Origin of the sequence: Kribbella sp. NBC_01484, from assembly GCF_036227145.1 — a bacterium.
GTDB lineage: Bacteria > Actinomycetota > Actinomycetes > Propionibacteriales > Kribbellaceae > Kribbella.
Window position 1 is genome coordinate 4,134,264 of the sequence record NZ_CP109437.1, and the last position, 19,343, is coordinate 4,153,606.

Consider the following 19,343-nt stretch of genomic DNA (forward strand, 5'->3'; position numbering starts at 1 on the left):
ATGGGGGATGCTGTGGGAGTGGATGTGGACTGGGAGCTGCTGCGGGCGACCGCGGTTGAGGTGATGCGGCGGGCGTATGCGCCATACTCGGGGTATGCGGTGGGGGCGGCCGCGCTGGTGGACGACGGCCGGGTCGTTGCCGGGTGCAACGTGGAGAACGCGTCGTACGGGCTGACGTTGTGCGCCGAGTGCGGGCTGGTCAGTGAGCTGTACCGGACCGGCGGTGGGCGGTTGGTTGCGTTCACCTGCGTCGACCACAACGAAAAGTTACTGACGCCGTGCGGGCGTTGCCGGCAGTTGCTCCACGAGAACGGTGGACCGGAGTTGCTGATCGAGACGGCGACCGGGAGCAAGCCGCTGCGTGAGTTGTTGCCCGACGCGTTCGGGCCGGACGATCTGGAGAACTGATGAGCTTCGACGCTGTCGACGTGATCCGCACCAAGCGGGACCGGGGCGAGCTGAGCGACGGCCAGATCGACTGGGTGATCGACGCGTACACCCGCGGCGACGTCGCGGACGAGCAGATGTCGGCACTGGCGATGGCGATCCTGCTGAACGGGATGAACCGCCGCGAGATCGCCCGCTGGACCGCGGCGATGATCGCGTCCGGCGAGCGGATGGATTTCGGCAAGCTGTCCCGGCCGACCGCAGACAAGCACTCGACCGGCGGTGTGGGCGACAAGATCACGTTGCCGTTGGCCCCTTTGGTGGCTGCGTGCGGCGTCGCGGTGCCGCAGCTGTCCGGTCGCGGCCTCGGTCACACCGGCGGCACGCTGGACAAGCTCGAGTCGATCCCCGGCTGGCGGGCCGCGCTCTCGAACGACGAGCTGATGCGCCAGCTGGACGAGGTCGGCGCGGTGATCTGCGCGGCCGGAGACGGCCTCGCGCCCGCCGACAAGAAGCTCTACGCGCTCCGGGACGTGACCGGCACGGTCGAGGCGATCCCGCTGATCGCCAGCTCGATCATGAGCAAGAAGATCGCCGAGGGCACGGGCGCGTTGGTGCTGGACGTGAAAGTCGGCTCCGGCGCGTTCATGAAGGACCTGGCCGACGCGCGGGAGCTCGCCGGGACCATGGTTGCCCTGGGCACCGACGCGGGCGTGAAGACCGTTGCCTTGCTCACCGACATGTCGGTTCCGCTCGGCCTGACCGCCGGGAACGCGCTGGAGGTCCGCGAGTCGGTCGAGGTCCTGGCCGGCGGCGGTCCGGCCGACGTGGTCGAGCTGACCCTGGCCCTGGCCACCGAGATGCTCGCCGCGGCGGGCGTCACCGACCTGGATCCGGCCGAGAAGCTTCGCGACGGTACGGCGATGGACGTCTGGCGCACGATGATCGCGGCCCAGGGCGGCGACCCGTCCGCCGAACTCCCGGTTGCCCCCGAGCAGCACGTCGTACCGGCTCCTGCCTCCGGAGTGCTCTCGAAGCTGGACGCGCTCGCGGTCGGTGTCGCGGCCTGGCGCCTCGGCGCCGGGCGGGCTCGCAAGGAGGACCCCGTGTCCGCCGTCGCAGGCGTCGAGTTGCACGCCAAGCCGGGCGACGAGGTCCGCGAGGGGCAGCCTTTGCTCACCCTGCACGCGGATGACCCAGCCCGCTTCGAACGAGCCCTGGAAGCGTTGACCGATGCCGTCGAGGTGTCGACAGCGTACGAGCACGGGCCGTTGGTGATCGAGCGGATCGGCTGAGCTCAGCTCGAGGTCGCCGTGAGGCGGGCGCGCTGCTCCTTGGCGAGGCTCGTGAGCAGGCCGGTGTCCGGCCGGAGGTCGGTGCCGAGGGCACCGGTCTGCTGGACGCCGAGCTCGGCGACCAGGGCGCCGGCGACGAAGCTGACCTCGGCGATGGCCACGGACTGGTTGAGACCGCCGTCGTACGCGACGCGGGCGTCGCTGAGCGCGTCCGGTACGTCGAAGGAGCGCTCGTGGGTCTCCTGGCTCCAGAAGCCCCGCTGCAGGACTCTCGCCTTGGCCGCGGAGCCGGTCTTGAACAGTTGCAGGGTGAACCGCTTCTTCTTGTCCGGGCTGAGCCGGGTCGCCCGGTAGCCCTCGGTGAAGGCGGCGTTGAGCAGCAACGCCCGGTCGGTCGCGGGCTCGGCGGACCAGTTGACCAGGAAGGCGGTCGCGGTGAACGGGCCGGTGAAGTTCTGGGTGCCGTCGACGTATCCGCGGGGCAGCACGACCAGGCCGGCGAGGGCGCTCTTCGGCTTCTTGTCCGCCGGCGCGGCCAGGGCCGACTTCTTCGCGGCGGGATTCTGCAGGCTGCCGCCCGTGCCGCCGCTGTCGTTCCCGCAGGCCGGCGCGCCGAGCAAGAGCGCGGCCACTACAGCGGCGATTCCTGGCGCAGTCCGCGTCACGGTCCCTCTCCGTCCGGCTACTCGCCCCGAGAACACAGCTGGTTGCGAGCCAGATGCCATCAGAGCAAGGTGAACACCAGGAGAACGATCCGGAATCAACCCGACCGGGCGTGCGTGACAAGCGTCTCGATCCGGCGGCGGGCGGCCTGGGGATGCAGGGGTTCGCAACCGGCCTCGACGCAGCGGCGGACCACCTGCGGATCGTCGCGGAGCAGCAGCAGACCGCGCCGGAGCAGCGTTAGCGGCGGCTTGCGGTGTTCGCGCAGGTCGCGCTGGAACCTCCGGACGAAGGTGACCAGGCGGTGGTGCCGGACGCAGATGGCGGTGGCGAGCAGGCCGCGCTCGCGCAGCGCACCGGCGATCTGGTCGGCGAAGATGCCCTCGGCAACGATCAGCGGGGAACCCGCGGTGGTGACCGGCCGGTGACCGACGGTGCCGTCGGCGGCGATGTCGTAGATCGGCAGCTCCGCGGTGCCCGTCGTACACAGTTGCTCGAGTGCGGCGACGGCGCGGTCACCGTCCCACGACCGCGGGTCGTCCCAGTCCACGATGCCGAGCGGCGAGCGCGGCATCGCCTCGTCGTCGCCGTCGCGGTAGAAGTCGTCCAGCCGGACCACGGGCAGCGCCACCTGCTCGGCCAGCCGGGACTTCCCCGCCCCCGACGGCCCGGCCAGCAACACCACCCGTGAACTCACCGGAGCATTCTGACACTCGCCCCGGCTACTGGTTGTACGGCGCCGACAGCAAGGGCCGGGTGTTCGTCAGGACCTGTTCGTACAGGGCCCGGACCTGGGCAGCCTGGGCGTCCGTCATGACCGAGGGCTCGGGCTTGCCGACCGGGACCTGCCAGGTCGGCGGGGTGTCCGCGCCGGACAGCGCCCAGGCGGCCTGCCGGGCGGCGCCCAAGGCGACGTACTCGGCCGGCTCAGGGAGCGTGACCTCGGCCCCGAGCAGCGCCGGAGCGAGCGCCTGGACGGCACGTGACTTGGCTGCCCCGCCGAGCAGGAGGACCCGCTGGACGGGCAGTCCCTGTGCACGGAGCGCGTCGACGGCGTCGGCCAGACCGCAGAGCAGACCTTCGACGGCCGCGCGGGCCATCGTCGCGGGTTGCATCGTGGCGCGGGTGAGGCCGTAGATCAGGCCTGTCGAGTGCGGCAGGTCGGGAGTGCGCTCACCGTCGAGGTAGGGCAGCAGGACCAGACCGTTGCTCCCGGGGGACGCCAGGGCGGCGTCGTTGAAGGCATCGAGATCGAGGCCGAGAAGCTCCGCGGTGGCGGACAGCACCCGGGCGGCGTTCAGGGTGCAGACCAGCGGCAGGTACTCGCCGGTGGCGTCGGCGAAGCCGGCCACCAGGCCGGTCGGGTCGGCGGTCGGGTGCGCCGAACGGGCGAACGCCGTACCACTCGTGCCGAGGGAGACGGCCACGTCACCGGGCTGCAGATCGAGACCGAGTGCGGCGGCCGCGTTGTCTCCGGTGCCCGCCGCGATGGCCGCACCGAAAGCGGTCCGGCCGACGATCTCGGCCGGGCCGGCGACGCGCGGTAGGGCGAGCTGCCGGCCGAAGGCAAGCTCGACCAGGTCGGGCCGGTAGCTGTTCGTGGCCGGGGACCACCAGCCGGTCCCGGACGCGTCGCCGCGGTCCGTGGTGATGCCCTCGATACCGTGCCGATCGGCCGCCAGCCGGTGCGTCATCCAGTCGTGCGGCAGGACGACGGCCGCCGCACGGGCAGCGGCCTCCTTGTCGCGCACCCAGCGCAGCTTGGTCACCGTGAAGCTCGGCACCGGCACCGAACCGACCGCCTCGGCCCACGCGCCCGGACCACCGAGCTCGTCGACGAGCTCGACCGTCGCGTCCGCCGAGCTGGTGTCGTTCCACAACACCGCCGGGTGGACGACCTCGCCGGCCTCGTCCAGCAGGACCATGCCGTGCTGCTGGCCACCGACCGAGATCGTCTCGACCCCGTCGAGCAGTCCGTCGGACGCGATCTCCCACGCCTTCCACCACTCGGCCGGGTCCACCTGGGTCCCGTCCGGGTGCGGTGCCCGGCCTTCCCGCAGTACGGCTCCGGTCTCGGCATCGCATACGACGACCTTGGTCGCCTGGGTGGAGCAGTCCACACCGGCCACCAGTCTCTGCTCAGTCATGGCTCCCAGACTAAGGCCGTGCCTGGATCGCTTCGAGAGTGGCGCGGGCGCCGGTCTCGTGGAGCGACTGGAGGGCGGCCTCGTACTGCGTGACGAACCGATCGTCGGAGGCGAGGTCGCCGAAGAGATCCGGGTCGGAGATGAACACCAGCGGGTCCTCGCGGTTGTGCTGAGCCCGCTCGACCAGCTTGTCGCGCAACCGGTCCACCACTTCGATCGACTGCCCGTCCTCGTCGACGGCTTCGGCGTACCGGGCCCAGGACGCGACCACCAGGACCGAGCGCTTGATCTCTCGCCCGGCCGCCAACTGCTCACGGACCACTGGAAGCAGCCACTTCGGGATCCGGTCCGAGCTCTCGCCGCACAGTCGCGCGAGGGTGTCGCGGACCTCGGGGTTCGCGAACCGCTCGATCAGCTGGTGCTTGTAGCGGTCGAGGTCCACCCCGGGGACCGGCGGCAGCGTCGGCGTCCCCTCGTCGTCCATGTAACCGAGCAGGAAGTCGACGAAGAGCTTGTCCTGGCACACCTCGTGCGCGTACCGGTAGCCGGCCAGGTACCCGAGGTAGCACAGCGCCTGGTGGCTCGCGTTCAGCAGCCGCAGTTTCATCAGCTCGTACGGCTCGACGTCACCGACGATCTGTACGCCGACATCCTCGTACGGCGGCCGATCGCCGCCGAAGTCATCCTCGAGCACCCACTGCGTGAACGGCTCGCACACCACCGGCCAGCCGTCCTCGACCCCGAACCGCTCGGCCAGCGCGGACCGGTCGGCGTCGGTGGTCACCGGCGTGATCCGGTCGACCATGCAGTTCGGGAACCGCACCTCGGTCTCGAGGAAGTCGGCGATATCCGGGTCCTTGAGCCGGGCGAAGCCGGCGAGCATCTTCCGCGCGACGTGACCGTTGCCGGGGATGTTGTCGCAAGACATCACGGTGAACGGCGGGATCCCGGCCGCCCGCCGCCGGGCCAGCGCCTCGACGATGAACCCGAAGACACTGACCGGCACGGCGCCGGGTACGAGATCGGCGGTGAGCCCGGGATCGGAGGTGTCGAGCTCACCGGTCACCTGGTTCACGTTGTACCCGCCCTCGGTGATCGTCAGCGACACGATCCGGGTGGCCGGGTCGACGAGCCGATCCAGGACGGCGGACGGGTCGTCCGGCGCGAACAGGTAGTCGACGATCGACCCGATCACCCGCGGCTCGAAGGTCCCGTCCGGGTGCTTGATCACCAGCGTGTACAGGTGATCTTGGGCCTCCAGAACGTCGTACATCCGCTTGTCCTGCGGGAGTACGCCGACTCCGACGATGCCCCAGTCCAGCGCCTTGCCGTCGTTCATCAGCCGGTCGAGGTACATCGCCTGGTGGGCCCGGTGGAAGCCGCCGACCCCGAAGTGCACGATGCCGGGGCTGACCGCCGTACGGTCGTAGCCGGGCACGCCGACCTCGTTGCCGACAGCACCTAAAGCGTCGATGGTCAGCACAGTCACTTGACCGCCCCCAGCGACAGGCGCTGGACGAGCTTGTCCTGGGCGGCGAACCCGGCGATCAGCACCGGCAGCGACACCACGATCGAGGCGGCACAGACTTTGGCGAGGAACAATCCTTGGCTGGTCACGAACCCAGTCAAGAACACCGGAGCCGTCTGCGCCACTGTGCCGGTCAGAACCCGGGCGAACAGCAGCTCGTTCCAGCTGAAGATGAAGCAGATCAGGGCGGCCGCCGCGATCCCCGGCGTGACGACCGGCGCGACCACGGACCGGAGCGTGCGGCTCAGGGAGGCGCCGTCGACCGAGGCCGCCTCGAGGATCTCCACCGGCACCTCGCGGCCGCGCACAACCACATCTGGTGCATGGACTACGTCCGCCGCGGCGCCGAGACCGGCCACCCGTGGTTCCACCAACGCTGGACGACCGGCGAAGCCGAACTCACCGACCGAACCAACCACTGGTTCAAGACCCAGGGGGACGCACTTCGTCAGGCTCTGCTCTGACAGCCGCGATCTCCCGCTCCGCCTCGGCGACACCGTCGTAGTACGACTCCTGCTGCCTGCGGATGAAGTGGGGGAGGAACGGGGTAGGACCTGTCGGCCACATCGGGACGTCCTGGTTGCTGAGAAACGCAGAGACCCAACCAGCGGCGGTCAACCCGAACAGCACTATCCAGCCGTGCCGGCAGATCCACGGTCCGTCGTCGGCGACGAGGCCACGCCGGGTCACCGCGCCGACCGCCAAGAGCAGGGCCGTTGCCGCGAGCACGACGACCGTTGCGGCAAGGGGTGCGCCGTGGACCTCGGCATACGCGCCGTAGTGCCGAAGGGTCAAGACGACACCAACGGCCAAGCCGACAGCGACGAGCCCGTAGATCACAGCACCCAACTTCAGCTTCGGCACGCGATCTCCAGGTGGTCGGGCGGTCTGCCCCGGTTATCGGCCCCCCGCGCCCGAGCGTTACCACCCCCGCCCGACGGCCGGCCGCGGCGCCAGCGACCGCGGCTGCCCCTCTGCTGGCGACTTTGTGCACCGTGTCCGCGCGACACGCCGACGCGCGATGCGGCAACGGTGCACAAAGTCGCCACGACGTCGGCCGGGCGGCGGCCGGCGGGCGCGCGGGGCGGCGTGGGGCGTTAGGGGCGTGGGCCGAGCGGGTCTTCGGGGGGTGGGGTGGGGGCTCGGTGGGTCGTGTTGGTGAGGGAGCGTTCGGGGAGCCAGAGGACGAAGGTGCTGCCGACGCCTAGGTCGGAGTGCAGGGCGACGGTGCCGCCGTGGGATTCGGCGATCTGGCGGACGATGGCGAGACCGAGGCCCGATCGGCGTTCGCCGCTGGAGGGGACGGTGGCCGGGTGCTGCCGGTGGCCGGCGCGGAAGAAGCGATCGAAGACGCGATCGGCGTCGTCCGCGGCGATCCCCGGGCCCTCGTCGCGGACGGCGATCCAGGCCCAGCCGTTGCGACGTCCCACGGCGAGGACGAGTTCGCTTCCGCCGCGGGCGAGCCGGACCGCGTTCGACAGCAGGTTGTCGACCGCGCGCTGGAGCGCCGACGCGTCCCCGGCCGCGGTCGGTCCGGGGGCGAGCCGCCGTACGACGTGAAGCTCGCGATCGGCCGCGAGCAGTTCGTACTCCTCGGCCGCCTCACCCGCGATCGCGGCGAGGTCCACGTCCGCGTCGACGAACGCCGGCGACGACCGCCGCGCCGACGCGAGCAGGTCCTCGACCAACCGCGTCATCCGCTGGATCGCCCGGCTCACGATCGCGGTCGCCTGCGCGCGATCCTCCGGTGGCGTGTCGTCGTGCGCGAGTACGGCGTCGACGTTCGCCTGGATCACCGCCAGCGGATTGCGCAACTCGTGCGACGCGTCGTCGACCAGCTGGCGTTGCGCCACGAACGCCGACTCGAGCCGGCTGAGCATGTCGTCGACGGTGTCGGCCAGGTTCCGCAGTTCGTCCCGCGGTCCGTCCAAAGCGATCCGGCGGGACAGGTCGGTCGCCGAGATCTCCTGGGCCGTCGCGGTGATCCGTCGTACCGGCCGGAGCACTCGGCCCGACAACCACCAGCCGGTGCCGAGACTGACCAGGAACAGGCCGGCCATGCCCGCGACCGAGTAGTTCCGCAGGCTCTGCAGGGTCTGGTAGTTCACCGCGGACTGGAAGCTGGAGATCTCGGCGGCCTGGATCACCTGACCCTGCTTGAGATGGAGGTTGCCCTGGTGATCCTTGTAGTACTTCTGGACCTCGATCTGGTTCAGCGGCTTCGGATCGAGGATCTGCGACAGCGCGAGGTACACCCCACCCAGCAGCAACGCCGACAGCGCGATCAGTACGGCGGAATACGTCAGCGTGAGGCGGAACCGGATCGTCTGGGTCCACGGCGGTCGCTTGAGCTTCATGAGTCACCTCTGAGCCGGTAGCCCCGGCCGATCACCGTTTCCAGCACGGGTTCCTCGCCGTCCTGGGTGAGCTTGCGGCGCAGCGTGCCGACGGTCACCCGGACGCTCTGGGTGAACGGGTCCGCGTTCTCGTCCCAGACGTGCTCGAGCAGTTCCTCCGCCGACACGACGTGTCCGGGCTGCGACATCAGATAACGCAGTACGCCGAACTCCTTCAACGTCAGCGGGAGTTCGCGGCCGGCCCGGGTCGCGAGGTGGCGGGACGAGTCCAGGACGAGGTCGCCGACGTGCAACTGCGTGCTGCCGTTGGTGACGTCGCGACGGAGCAGCGCACGGATCCGGGCGAGCAGTTCGACCAGTGCGAACGGCTTGGTCAGGTCGTCGTCGGCGCCCTCGTCGAGCCCGCGGACCCGGTCGGCGAGCGAGGCGCGCGCGGTCAGCATCAGGACCCGCAGCTCCCGGCCGGACGCGACCTCGATCTCGCCGCGGCGGACCGCGCGGCACAGGTCCAGGCCGCTGGTGTCCGGCAGCGTGATGTCCAGGATCGCCAGGTCGTACGCCGTGGTCGCGAGCTTCTCCATCGCCTCGGCCCCGGTCGTCGCTGCGTCGACGGCGTACCCGGCCCGGCCGAGTCCGGAGCGCAGCGCACTGACCAGGCCTTCCTCGTCCTCCACCACCAGTAGTCGCACGCAACCAAGGTGGCGAGGCGATCCTTGAGGTCAGGCCTGCTCTTTCGGCGGACTTTCGCTCTCCTTTCCGGTCGTTGGCCGCCCTCCTGTGGTTCTCCCGGCTTCCCTGAGTTCAAGCCCCTGTCTCCGTCCTGAAGGGCCTGTAAGGCCGAGGACCCCTACAGTTGGTGGATGGCGTACTTCGGTGGACTGCTGGCCTTGATCGGGGTCCTGACTCTCGTGTTCGAGGACGGGGATGTCGTCGGGCTGCCGGCTGTCGTGGTCGGAGTGGGCCTGCTGGTGCTGGGCCTGGTGGTCGGCGCGCTGGGGATCGTGCGGCGGCGGCAGGTGCGGCGGCGGAAGATCGCCCGCGGCGAGCCGGTGCCGGTCGGCAACGTGGTCGACCGGGCCAAGGCGTTGCCGCGGTTGATCCGGGCCGCGCGGCGCGGGACCTATGGGGAGTTGCCACAGCGCCGGATGTTCCTCTGGGTGCTGGCCCTGGTGTACCTGGTATCGCCGATCGACATCCTGCCGGACCTGCTGCCTGTCATCGGGGTGGCCGACGACGCAGGCGTGGCGGTGTGGCTGCTCACGGGTGTGTCGACGGCGACGGGTCTCTACCTCCGCCATGAGCGGGACCGGCTGCCGGGTCGTGAGCCGGGGAGCGGCGGAGCCAGTCGGTGATGTCGGCGGCCGCCTCCTCGGGGTACTCGTAGGCGAAGAGCTGCAAGGCGTCGGTGGGACGCCCGGACTGGGCGAGCCGAGTCGCAGCCCTCAACAACTGCTGTGCGGCGGCGAAGACAAGCTCCGCCTGGGCGATCGCCTCGGCGGGATCGTCAAGCCTGACGGCGTCCCGGGCCAGGTCGGCCACTTCGCATGCCTGGTAGGCCATCGCAAGCTGGGCCCGGTTCATCGGAACGCCCGGACGAAGAAGAGCGCGGTCATCGCGACTGCCGTGGTGAGGACGAGCGAACGCAGTACGGCGGACGGAAGCCTGCGGACCAGGTGAGCTCCGGTGTAGCCGCCGAGGATGGCGCCGGCCAGGAGCACGACCAGCTGTAGGGGCTGGGCCAGGACGTCGGCGGCGAACAAGAAGATGACGGCCGCGGTCAGGTAGACGGCCGCGACCTGGATGACGCGGAGCGGGTTGCCGCGGGCCGGGTCGAGGGTCGTCGTCGCGGTCCAGAACGCGAGCATCATCAGCCCGACCGCGCCGCCGAAGTACCCGCCGTAGATGGACAGCACGAACTGCCCGGCCAGGATCGCCGCCGGCCCGGGCGTGCCGAGCCGGAGCGCCTGGGTCAGCCGCCTGCCGAACGCGAGGACGACGGTCGCGAACGCCAGCAACCACGGCACTGCCGCCTCGAAAGATGCCGACGGCAACAACAAGAGCAACCCGGCGCCGATCGCCCCGCCGAGCACGCTCGCCAGTGTCAGCCGGCGCGGGGACGGCCGGGCGAAGCCCTCCACATCGCGCCGGTAGACCCACGCGCTGGTCGCGTTCCCGGGCAGCAGCGCGACGGTGGTGGTCGCGTTCGCGGTGACCGGCGGCATCCCGGCCGCGACCAGGGCGGACAGCGCCACGAAGCTCCCGCCGCCGCCGACGGCGTTCAGCGCGCCGGCCGCGACACCGGCCAGGAGGATCAGCAGCACCCTTCGAGGATCACGGCTCGGTCGGCACTCCACAATGCGCGATCCCCGTAGTCAGCCTAAGGCGGAGACGTAGGCTGAGGCCATGCGGTACGACCTGGACGACCTCCGGCTCTTCACTCACGTCGCAGCAGAGGGCTCGATCACCGGCGGCGCGCGGGTGATGCACCTCAGCCTGCCTTCGGCCAGTGCGCGGGTCAGAGCGCTCGAAGCGCAGGCCGGCGTACCCCTGCTGGTCCGCGAGCGCCGTGGCGTCCGGCTCACTCCCGCGGGCGCCACCCTGGCCCGGCACGCCCGCGAGGTGCTCGCCGAGACCACCCGCCTGGACAGCGCCGTCGCGTCGTACGCCGTCTCGCGGTCCGCGCCGATCCGCCTGGTCGCAGGTGGCTCGGCCATGCACCAACTCGTGCCGGTCGCGCTCGCCACGTTCCTCCGCGACCATCCGGAGTACGACGTGAACGTCAGCGAACGGCGCACAGTCCGCAGCGTCCGTATCCTCGCCGCCGGAGAGGCCGACCTCGGCGTCATCCTCGACGACGAACCCACCGACCTCCGCACCGAACCGCTCGCCGACGACTCCCTGGTCGTGATCGGCCAGGCCGGCGGCACCCTGTCCGGCCGCACCTCCATCGCGTACGCCGAAGTCGCCGAACATCCCCTGGTCGGTCTCGACCGCAACTCCCCACTCACCCAGTGGATGGACGAACGCCTCGGCCCGCACGCCCCGGCACCCCGCTACCGCACCGTCGTACCGAACCTGCACACCCTGATCACGCTGGCCACGGCGGGCGCCGGCCTGGCCATCGTTCCGCGCCGAGCCGTCGCGGCGATCGCCGCACTCGACATCTGTCCACTCCAGGACTCTTGGTCCACCCGCCAGCACCTACTCTGCTACGCCGCGAACACTCCGGAGCCCGCATACCTCCTCGCAACCCATCTGCACGCGGCCGCGACGACCTAGGGCAGGTTGGCCTCGATGCCGTCGAGGAGGTATTCGAGGCCGAGGTCGAAGGCCGCGGCGGCGTCGAGGTGGCCGGCTTCGCGGATCGTCTCGGCCAGCGCCGGGTAATTGCCGGTGGCAAGCATGCGGGTGAGGTAGGGGCCGGTCGAGACCCGCCAGCCGTGTTCGTCGAGGCCGGTGGCACGTTCGTCGCGCAGGGCGGTGATCTCCTTCCGGACGGCGCCGACCAGGAAGCAGGACAGGGCTTCGAGGGCATTCATGACCGCGGTCGAATCAGGAAACGCCCGAGTCGCGCGGAGAGCGGCGAGGGACGCTTCCAGGCTGGCCAGGGCGGCGGGGCCGAGCTGCGGGCGGCCGCCGAGCAGGTCCGCGAACCACTCGTGCCGGAGGGCAGCCTGCCGCCTGCTGTGGGCGATGGAGCGGAAGATGTCCCGCCAGGTCGAACCGGTCGGTGCCGGGATCTCGGCGTACACCGCGTCGGCCATCAGCTCGAGCAGTTCCTCCTTCGTGCCGGCGTACCGGTAGAGGCGCATCGGGCCGGCGTCCAGGGCGGCGGCCACCTTGCGTAGCGACACCGCCTCCAGGCCCTCGGCGTCGGCCAGGCTCAGCGCGGCGCGCACGATCCGCTCCCGGCTCAACGGGCTCAGGGCGCGCCGCTCGGTCGGCTCGGGCCGTTCCCACACCGGTTCATTCGTCACATCGGAGACGATACATCGCATCGTACGATACGGTGTATCGGTCAGATACGGTGTATCGAACGGAGTAGGCATGATCGCGATCATCGGGGCCGGTCCCGGCGGCCTCACCCTCGCGCGGATCCTGCACGTCCACGGCGTCGACGCGGTCGTGTACGAACGCGACGCCTCCCGGGCCGCACGGACCCAAGGCGGGATGCTCGACCTGCACACGGACACCGGCCAGCTCGCACTCCGCAAAGCCGGCCTGGAAGAGCAGTTCCTCGCCGTCGGCCGCCGGGAAGGCCAGGACTTTCGCCTGCTGGATCACACCGGCACGTTGTTGCTGCAGGAGGACACTGCGGACGATGCGCCGATGGCGCGGCCCGAGATCGATCGCAGCGACTTGCGCGACCTGCTGCTCGACTCGCTTCCGGCCGGCGCGATCTCCTGGGGCCGAAGCTTCGCCGGCGCCGACCCGCGACCCGGTGGTGGGTACGTCGTCCGGTTCGCCGACGGCACGTCCGCCGAGTGCGACCTCCTCGTCGGCGCCGACGGCGCAAACTCCGGCGTCCGCGCCCTGCTCACCGACGTACGTCCCACGTATGCCGGTACGACGGCGATCGAGGGTTCCATCCACGATGCCGATCGGACCCAGCCGGAGCTCGCGGCGATGGTGGGAAGGGGGAACTACTGGGCCATTGGTCCGAGCCAGACCGTGGCTGCCCAGCGCAACGGCGACGGCACCATCCGGGTCGGTCTGGTGGTGCATCGCCCGGAGCCGGTGCTCGAGGCTGATCCCGCGACGATCGCCGCGCTGCTCGACGGCTGGCATCCGCGCTTCCACCGCCTCGTCGAGGCCTGCGAGCTGCCGTTCGTGGTCCGTCAGACCCATGTGCTGCCGATCGACATGACCTGGTCGCCGCGGCCCGGGATCACTCTGCTCGGCGACGCCGCGCACCTGATGCCACCGGTGGGAGAGGGGGCGAACCAGGCAATGCTCGACGCGGCCGAGCTCGGCCGCGCCGTCGCCGCGAACCCTGACGACCTGGACAAGGCGGTGGCCGTTTACGAGCCGGTCATGCAGACCCGCTGCGCCGCGGTCGCCAAGCGGTCGGCTGCCGTGGCGCGGCTGATGAGCGGACCGGACGCGGCGCAGCAGATGCTGAAGTTCTTCCAGGGGTAGCGGTCGAATACGGTGCAGGCATGAGTGGGCCGGATATTCCGCTGCAGGCGTTTGCGGCGTTGTTGCACAGCGACAACGTGGCAACTGTGTGCCGGGCGCTGAACATGTATCAGGTGGCGGCGTCGTACACGCGGTTGAGTGGTGGGAATCCGCTGGAGCCGCTCGGTGGTGAGGTGCGGTTGGTCGCGCGGGAGATCCTGTCCCGGCCACCGGTCGAAGCGGACGAGGAGATCCGGGCCGGCTTCGATCATCTGAGTGCGTTGAATGTCTTGACGAGCTTGGCGGAGCCGGAGGATGCGGAGCTGATCGCCAGGGTGCTGGAGAGTACCGAGGATGAGCAGATCCGGGCGGTGGCGACACTGGCGGCGGCCGCGGTTCGCAACCAGTGATTGGGTCGGCGAGATAGCGTTCTCCGCATGCGCGCTTTGACTGTGGACGAGGCCCGGCGACGGGCGGTGGATCTGACCGTGCGGTCGTACCAGGTGGAGTTCGACCTGACCGGATCGGGTGACACGTTCGTGACGACCAGCCGGATCCGCTTCGGGGCGGCGAGTGACAGCAGTTGGGTGGACGTGAAACCCGAACGGCTGCGCGCGGTCGAGCTGAACGGCGCCTCGCTCGACGTCGGTCTGCTGGACGGCGGCCGGTTTCCGCTGAGCGGTCTGCAGGCGGAGAACGAGTTGGTGGTGACCGCCGAACTGAAGTACTCCGCGGATGGCGAGGGTCTGCAGCGGTCCGTCGACGCGGCCGACGGGCGGGTCTACACCTACGGCATGTCGTCGCTGGAGTCGGCGCCGCGCTACTTCCCGTGTTTCGACCAGCCTGACCTCAAAGCGCCGTACACGATCAGCGTGAAGTGTCCCGAGGACTGGGTGGTGCTGGGCAACGGCGCCGCCACGCAGGTCGCGCCGGGGGAGTGGACGCTGGCGGAGACCAAGCCGCTGTCGACGTACTTCGTCACGATTGTCGCGGGCCCGTATCACCTGATCCGGAGTGAGCACGACGGGATCCCGCTCGGATTGGCCTGCCGGCAGTCGTTGAAGCCGCACCTGGACCGCGATGCCGAGGACCTGTTCCGGACCACCCGGGAGGCGTTCGACGAGTACCACCGGATGTTCCGGCAGCGGTACCCGTTCGGCGAGTACTGGCAGGCGTTCGTGCCGGACTTCAACCTCGGCGCGATGGAGAACCCGGGCTGCGTGACGCTCGCCGACCACCTGGTCTTCCGCAGCCAGGCCACCGAGGCGGAACGCAGCACGCGGGCGCGGATCATCGTGCACGAGATGGCGCACATGTGGTTCGGCGACCTGGTCACCATGAAGTGGTGGAACGACATGTGGCTGAACGAGTCGTTCGCCGAGTACATGGCGCACCGGGTGTCCGAGGACGCGACCAGCTACGGCGGCAACTGGACCGACTTCGCCTTCGTCCGCAAGTGGTGGGGCCTGCAGACCGACCAGAGCAGCTCGACGCATCCGGTCGCGCCGGACAGCCTGAAGGACGCCCGCCAGTCGCTCGACGACTTCGACGGGATCTCGTACGCGAAGGGTGCCGCCGTCCTCAAGCAGCTGGCCAAGTACCTCGGCGACGACGTGTTCCTGAAGGGCGTCAACGCGCACCTGGAGGCGCACGAGTACGGCAACGCCGACCTGCACGAATTCATCGAGAAGCTCACCGAGGCCGGCGCCGACGACCTGGACAACTGGTCCCAGCAGTGGTTGCGCACGTCCGGCCTGGACACGATCACGGTCGAACGCACGCCGAGTGGAGTCGTCCTGCACCGCACGAGCCCGGACGCTTCCCGCCGCCTGCACAAGCTGAGCATCGGTGGGTACGACGAAACCGGCGCGGCGACCCTGGTCGACGTCGTGCTCGACCAGGACACCGTAGAAGTTGCCCTCAGCAACGACAGCGCCGTGATCGTGCCGGATGCCAACGACGACACGTGGGCCAAGATCCGGCTCGACGCCACCAGCCTGGCCAATCTCCCGGCGGTGCTCCCGAAGATCGCCGACGACACCACGCGGGCCGTGATCTGGAACTCGATCCGTGACACGACCGCGGACGCCGAGCTCGATCCGCGGCTGGCGCTCGACCTGTTCCTCGCCACCATCCAGCACGAGGACAGCGACATCGCCGTCGGCTCGCTCGTGCGCTGGCTGGAGGACCGGGTCCTCGGCGGCTACCTGGACTACGACGAGTACCGCGCTCCGGTCGCTGATGCTCTGAGCAACAAGCTGGCGAGCAGTGCACCGGGCAGCAGTCTGCAGCTGGTCACCGCCCGCGGGTTCATCGTGACCACGGACGACGCGGAGTTGCTGAAGTCGTGGCTCGACGGTGCCGGCATCCCGGCCGGTCTGGAGATCGACGCGGATCTGCGGTGGTCGCTGGTCCTGCGACTCGTGCGGCTGAACGAACTCGGGGCGAAGGACATCGATGCCGAGCTGGCGCGCGACAAGTCGACCGAAGGTGTCAACCAGGCCGCACGCTGCCGGGCAGCTCTGCCCGACGGCAAGGAAGCGGCCTGGACGCGGATCATGACCGACTCGTCGGTCGGGGTGAAGGAACTGCTGGCCGCGGCCGAGGGCTTCTGGCATCCGGGTCAGGCTGCGATCACTGCGCCGTACGTCAAGCGGTTCTTCACCGACATCGCGCGGACCGGGGAGATCCGGGCCGGCATGGTGGTCTCGCTGACCGTGCACCGGATCGCGCCGCGGTTCGCGATCGACGCCGAGCTGATCGGGCCGGCCGAGGCGCTGATCGCGGACGAGAGCGTGGTCCCGGGCATCCGCCGGCAGACGGCGAACTTCCTCGACGATCTCCGGCGGGCGGTGGAGGTACGCCGTACCTTCGGCTAGATCCGCCAGAGTTGGGTCAGCGCACAGTGAGGCGTTCGGCGACGGCCTTGCGGGCCTGGTGGATGCGGGCCTTGACCGTGCCGAGCGGGACATCGAGCTCGTCGGCGATCTCGGCGTACGACAGCGCGCCCAGGTCGCGCAGGACCAGCGGCTGGACCAGCTGGGGATGGCTGGACTCGAGTGACTCAAGCGCTTCGAGCAGGTCCAGGCGGGAGCCCGCGATCACCGACGTCGTCCGCGGGTCGACGGACTCCGGGAGGACCTCGGCGGACTGCTCGACCGCGCGCCGCTTCAGCGATCGGTAGGTCTGCCGGGCCTGGTTGGTGGCCACGATCGTGACCCAGCCGGCGAAGCTGCCGGTGCCTCTGAAGGTGTGGATCTTGTTGGCCACCTGGAGCAGGGTGTCTTGGACCGCCTCTTCGGCGTCCTCGCGGTACGGCAGGAACTTGGCCACCCGGCGCTGCACCTGCGGCCGGATCGCCTGCAGGATCTGCGGAAGCAGGGATTGGTCCCCCGCGGCGGCGCGTGCCGCCAGGTGTTCCAGATCCTCGTTCATGCTCCCTCAGAGTGTATGTTTCGTCGCTTAGCTCGACTGTGCACGACAATAGCCGGGATGGATGCCATCGGGAGGTACCGGCTGCAGGACAAGATCGGCGCGGGCGCGTTCGCGACCGTCTGGCGTGGGTACGACGACGACCTCGACGTGGACGTGGCGGTCAAGATCCTCGCCGACAACTGGGCGTCGCGCGCCGACGTGCGGGAACGCTTCCTGTCCGAGGCGCGGCTGATGCGCCGGATCGCCAGCGACCGGGTGGTCCGGGTCTTCGACCTGGGCAAGCTCCCGGACGGGCGTCCGTACTTCGTGATGGACTACGTCGGCGGTGGCACGCTAGGCGACGTGCTGCAGCATGGGCCGCTGGATGCCGTCGACGCGTTGTGGTGGGGAGCGGACCTGGCGCGGGCGGTCGCCGCGTTGCACAGCGAGGGTGTTGTCCACCGTGATGTCACCCCGGCGAACCTGCTGCTCCGGCCCAACCAGGGTGACGAGTCCGGCGGCGGTACGCACCGCATAGTGCTCGCCGATCTCGGCCTGGCCAAGCGCGCCGCGGAGGCCTCCGGACTGACCCAGGCCGTCGGCACTCCGTCGTACATGGCTCCTGAGCAGGGTCGCGGTGACGGTGGATTCGACGAGCGGGCGGACATCTACGCGGTCGGCGCGGTGACGTATGCGCTGCTGACCGGGCATCCGCCGTACTCCGCGGGTTCGATCGGGGATGTGCTCAACCGCGATCCGGACCTGCCGCCGCCGAGCTTGCGGCCGATGCTGCACGGCGCGGTCGGTCAGCTCGACGACATCCTCACCCGGGCCCTCGCGTACCGGGTCCCCGACCGCTGGGAGCGTGCCGACACACTGGCCGAGCGGTTCGAGGCGGAGGCCTACCGGCTCGAACAGGAAGCGCCGCTGCGGGCCGAGGAGCGGACCAGCATCACCGACGACACCCCCCCGACGACCGTCGCCACCGACCCGCCGGTACGCCGCCGGCGCCGCAACCGGGCCTGGTTCCTACTCTCGCTGCCGGTGGTGTTCGTGGCCGCAAGCGTCGGAGGCTGGTTCCTGTTCGGTCGGTGAGATGCGACCAGATCCGGGCAGGTGTCCGTTGGGTGGTACGGGCGTGCAGGCCGGCGGTCCCGGGCGCGGCGTGGACATGGGAGGGTTTTGTCCCTCTGCGGGGGTAAAACCCTCCCCAAACCACCTGCCTCCACCCAAAACCCTCCAAAAACACACTCGGCGCGTCGGCAGCCGCCGAAACAACCGCCACAGCAGCCCCGGCCCCGCCAACCGCGCCGACGCTGACCGCGGTACGCGATCTCACCGGTGGGTGGCGGTGGACCGGGATCCCGCGGTCGTCTGTGACTGCAGGTGCGGTTAGTAGGTGACGGTGATCCGTTCGGCGGCTGGGTCGATCCGGACCTGGCCGCCGTACGGGAGGACCAGTTGAGGGTCGGTGTGGCTGATGTCGAGGCCTTTGACCACGAGCGCGTCCGGGTTGTACTCGGCGAGGGCCCGGTCGACCGCGAGGTACTGACCGGTGATGTAGGCGACGGACTGCTCGGGCGTGAAGTGGTTCTCCAGCGACCAGGACTTCGGGCGGCCCCAGAGGACCGCGTCGAAACGCTCGAGCAGGCCGCGTTCGCCGAAGTTGCGCAGGATCCGGTAGACCATCTCGGAGCCGGGCATCTCCTCGCTGGTCTCCAGGAACAGCACGCCGCCGTAGGAGTCCGTGGGCAGCATCCACCGGTTGGCGGACAGTTGCCAGTCGAGGATCTCCAGGTTGCCGCCCCAGAGTTTCCCGCTGACGGGCTCCGTGCCCTGCCAGATCCAGCCGGTGCCCGGGAACATCGGCGGCTCGGTCTCCAGGTTGACCGCATCGGCCCAGTCGCGGTCGTGGTCGGTCCACTCCGCGGCCGGCGTCAGCTCGAACTCGCCCGGCGTGAAGAGCGCGGCCCGCAGCGACCGCTCGGAGTCGGGGTGCATCGCGCCGCCGCGGCCGAACTGGACCATCACGCTGCCGCCGTGAAAGGCCGGCAAGCCCAACGAGTACAGGAAGTTGAGCAGATTCGTGTTGTCGCTGTACCCGAAGAACGGCTTCGGGTTCGCCTGGAAAACCCCGGGATCGAGGTGCTTCAGCACGGTGAGCTGGTCGTCGCCGCCGATGGTCGCGATCACCGCGCGAATCGACGGATCCGACCAGGCCGCGTGCAGGTCGGCCGCCCGTGCCTGCGGGGAGGCCCCGAGCACACGGGTCGTCGGATACTCGACCGGGATCAGGCCGAAGTCGTCGCGCAACCGCCGCAGGCCGAGCTCGTAGGGCCCGGGAAAGATCTCCGGCAGCCCACGGGACGGTGAGACGATCGCGACTTTGTCACCAGGCTGCACCATGCGGCGACTGTACGACGCTTCCGGCCCA

20 protein-coding genes are annotated in these 19,343 nt (G+C 70.0%); 8 read left to right on the top strand and 12 right to left on the bottom strand.

The genetic code is table 11. The features are described 5' to 3' along the window. Positions 1-18: 18 nt before the first annotated feature. Together OG555_RS20275 and OG555_RS20280 are read left to right on the top strand one after the other, a co-directional pair. Positions 19-408, top strand: a complete 390-nt coding sequence (locus tag OG555_RS20275; protein ID WP_329484851.1) for a cytidine deaminase — start codon at positions 19-21, stop codon at positions 406-408. After that, on the top strand, positions 408-1,682 hold the full coding sequence (locus OG555_RS20280) for a thymidine phosphorylase (RefSeq protein WP_329484476.1): 1,275 nt from the start codon (positions 408-410) through the stop codon (positions 1,680-1,682). The genes OG555_RS20275 and OG555_RS20280 overlap by 1 nt, the downstream gene beginning before the upstream one ends. Positions 1,683-1,684: 2 nt before the next feature. On the opposite strand, the gene OG555_RS20285 is transcribed toward OG555_RS20280, so the two are convergent. The 8 genes from OG555_RS20285 to OG555_RS20320 form a co-directional block, all read right to left on the bottom strand. Beyond that, entirely contained in the window at positions 1,685-2,347 is a 663-nt protein-coding gene (locus OG555_RS20285) for a hypothetical protein (RefSeq protein ID WP_329484477.1), read from the bottom strand. Between the two features lie 95 nt (positions 2,348-2,442). Further along, complete coding sequence (locus tag OG555_RS20290; protein ID WP_329484478.1) at positions 2,443-3,042, bottom strand: uridine kinase family protein; 600 nt, start codon at positions 3,040-3,042, stop codon at positions 2,443-2,445. 25 nt (positions 3,043-3,067) lie between these two features. Beyond that, positions 3,068-4,492 carry a xylulokinase gene (xylB, locus tag OG555_RS20295; protein ID WP_329484479.1) on the bottom strand — a complete coding sequence of 475 codons (1,425 nt, stop codon included), beginning with the start codon at positions 4,490-4,492 and terminating at the stop codon, positions 3,068-3,070. 10 nt (positions 4,493-4,502) lie between these two features. Next, positions 4,503-5,981 (bottom strand): mannitol dehydrogenase family protein, encoded by a 1,479-nt coding sequence (locus tag OG555_RS20300; RefSeq protein WP_329484480.1) that lies wholly within the window; start codon positions 5,979-5,981, stop codon positions 4,503-4,505. Then, positions 5,978-6,379: an ABC transporter permease subunit gene (locus OG555_RS20305; RefSeq protein ID WP_329484481.1), complete on the bottom strand. Its 402-nt coding sequence runs from the start codon at positions 6,377-6,379 to the stop codon at positions 5,978-5,980. The genes OG555_RS20300 and OG555_RS20305 overlap by 4 nt, the downstream gene beginning before the upstream one ends. A 64-nt stretch (positions 6,380-6,443) precedes the next feature. Continuing rightward, entirely contained in the window at positions 6,444-6,884 is a 441-nt protein-coding gene (locus tag OG555_RS20310; protein WP_329484482.1) for a hypothetical protein, read from the bottom strand. A 233-nt stretch (positions 6,885-7,117) separates the two neighbouring features. After that, entirely contained in the window at positions 7,118-8,377 is a 1,260-nt protein-coding gene (locus OG555_RS20315; RefSeq protein WP_329484483.1) for a sensor histidine kinase, read from the bottom strand. Continuing rightward, complete coding sequence (locus OG555_RS20320; RefSeq protein WP_329484484.1) at positions 8,374-9,066, bottom strand: response regulator transcription factor; 693 nt, start codon at positions 9,064-9,066, stop codon at positions 8,374-8,376. Before OG555_RS20320 ends, OG555_RS20315 begins: the two co-directional genes overlap by 4 nt. 171 nt (positions 9,067-9,237) lie before the next feature. Between OG555_RS20320 and OG555_RS20325 the strand changes: the two genes are divergently transcribed. Next, positions 9,238-9,729, top strand: coding sequence for a YkvA family protein (locus tag OG555_RS20325; protein ID WP_329484485.1), 492 nt, complete (start codon positions 9,238-9,240; stop codon positions 9,727-9,729). Positions 9,730-9,954: 225 nt separating this feature from the next. Here OG555_RS20325 and OG555_RS20330 read toward each other — a convergent pair whose 3' ends face one another. Beyond that, a complete protein-coding gene (locus OG555_RS20330; RefSeq protein WP_329484486.1) occupies positions 9,955-10,698 on the bottom strand; it encodes a sulfite exporter TauE/SafE family protein in 744 nt (247 codons plus the stop codon). A gap of 82 nt (positions 10,699-10,780) precedes the next feature. Here OG555_RS20330 and OG555_RS20335 point away from each other — a divergent pair, with 82 nt between their 5' ends. Beyond that, a complete protein-coding gene (locus tag OG555_RS20335; protein WP_329484487.1) occupies positions 10,781-11,656 on the top strand; it encodes a LysR family transcriptional regulator in 876 nt (291 codons plus the stop codon). Here OG555_RS20335 and OG555_RS20340 read toward each other — a convergent pair. Next, entirely contained in the window at positions 11,653-12,354 is a 702-nt protein-coding gene (locus OG555_RS20340) for a TetR/AcrR family transcriptional regulator (protein ID WP_329484488.1), read from the bottom strand. The genes OG555_RS20335 and OG555_RS20340 overlap by 4 nt on opposite strands. 70 nt (positions 12,355-12,424) lie before the next feature. On the opposite strand from OG555_RS20340, the gene OG555_RS20345 reads away from it, so the two are divergent. From OG555_RS20345 to pepN, 3 genes are read left to right on the top strand one after another with little or no spacing between them, the layout of a single operon-like run. After that, positions 12,425-13,516 carry an FAD-dependent oxidoreductase gene (locus OG555_RS20345; RefSeq protein WP_329484489.1) on the top strand — a complete coding sequence of 364 codons (1,092 nt, stop codon included), beginning with the start codon at positions 12,425-12,427 and terminating at the stop codon, positions 13,514-13,516. 20 nt (positions 13,517-13,536) lie between these two features. Then, positions 13,537-13,905, top strand: a complete 369-nt coding sequence (locus OG555_RS20350) for a hypothetical protein (protein ID WP_329484490.1) — start codon at positions 13,537-13,539, stop codon at positions 13,903-13,905. Positions 13,906-13,932: 27 nt separating this feature from the next. Beyond that, a complete protein-coding gene (gene pepN / locus OG555_RS20355) occupies positions 13,933-16,374 on the top strand; it encodes an aminopeptidase N (protein ID WP_329484491.1) in 2,442 nt (813 codons plus the stop codon). A gap of 16 nt (positions 16,375-16,390) precedes the next feature. Here pepN and OG555_RS20360 read toward each other — a convergent pair whose 3' ends face one another. Next, positions 16,391-16,930 carry an RNA polymerase sigma factor gene (locus OG555_RS20360; RefSeq protein ID WP_329484492.1) on the bottom strand — a complete coding sequence of 180 codons (540 nt, stop codon included), beginning with the start codon at positions 16,928-16,930 and terminating at the stop codon, positions 16,391-16,393. 57 nt (positions 16,931-16,987) lie between these two features. Here OG555_RS20360 and OG555_RS20365 point away from each other — a divergent pair, with 57 nt between their 5' ends. Then, the gene (locus OG555_RS20365; RefSeq protein WP_329484493.1) at positions 16,988-18,004 is read left to right on the top strand and encodes a serine/threonine-protein kinase; all 1,017 of its coding nucleotides are present in this window, start codon (positions 16,988-16,990) and stop codon (positions 18,002-18,004) included. 297 nt (positions 18,005-18,301) lie between these two features. Here OG555_RS20365 and OG555_RS20370 read toward each other — a convergent pair whose 3' ends face one another. Next, on the bottom strand, positions 18,302-19,315 hold the full coding sequence (locus OG555_RS20370) for a S66 family peptidase (RefSeq protein ID WP_329484494.1): 1,014 nt from the start codon (positions 19,313-19,315) through the stop codon (positions 18,302-18,304). Positions 19,316-19,343 lie beyond the last annotated feature (28 nt).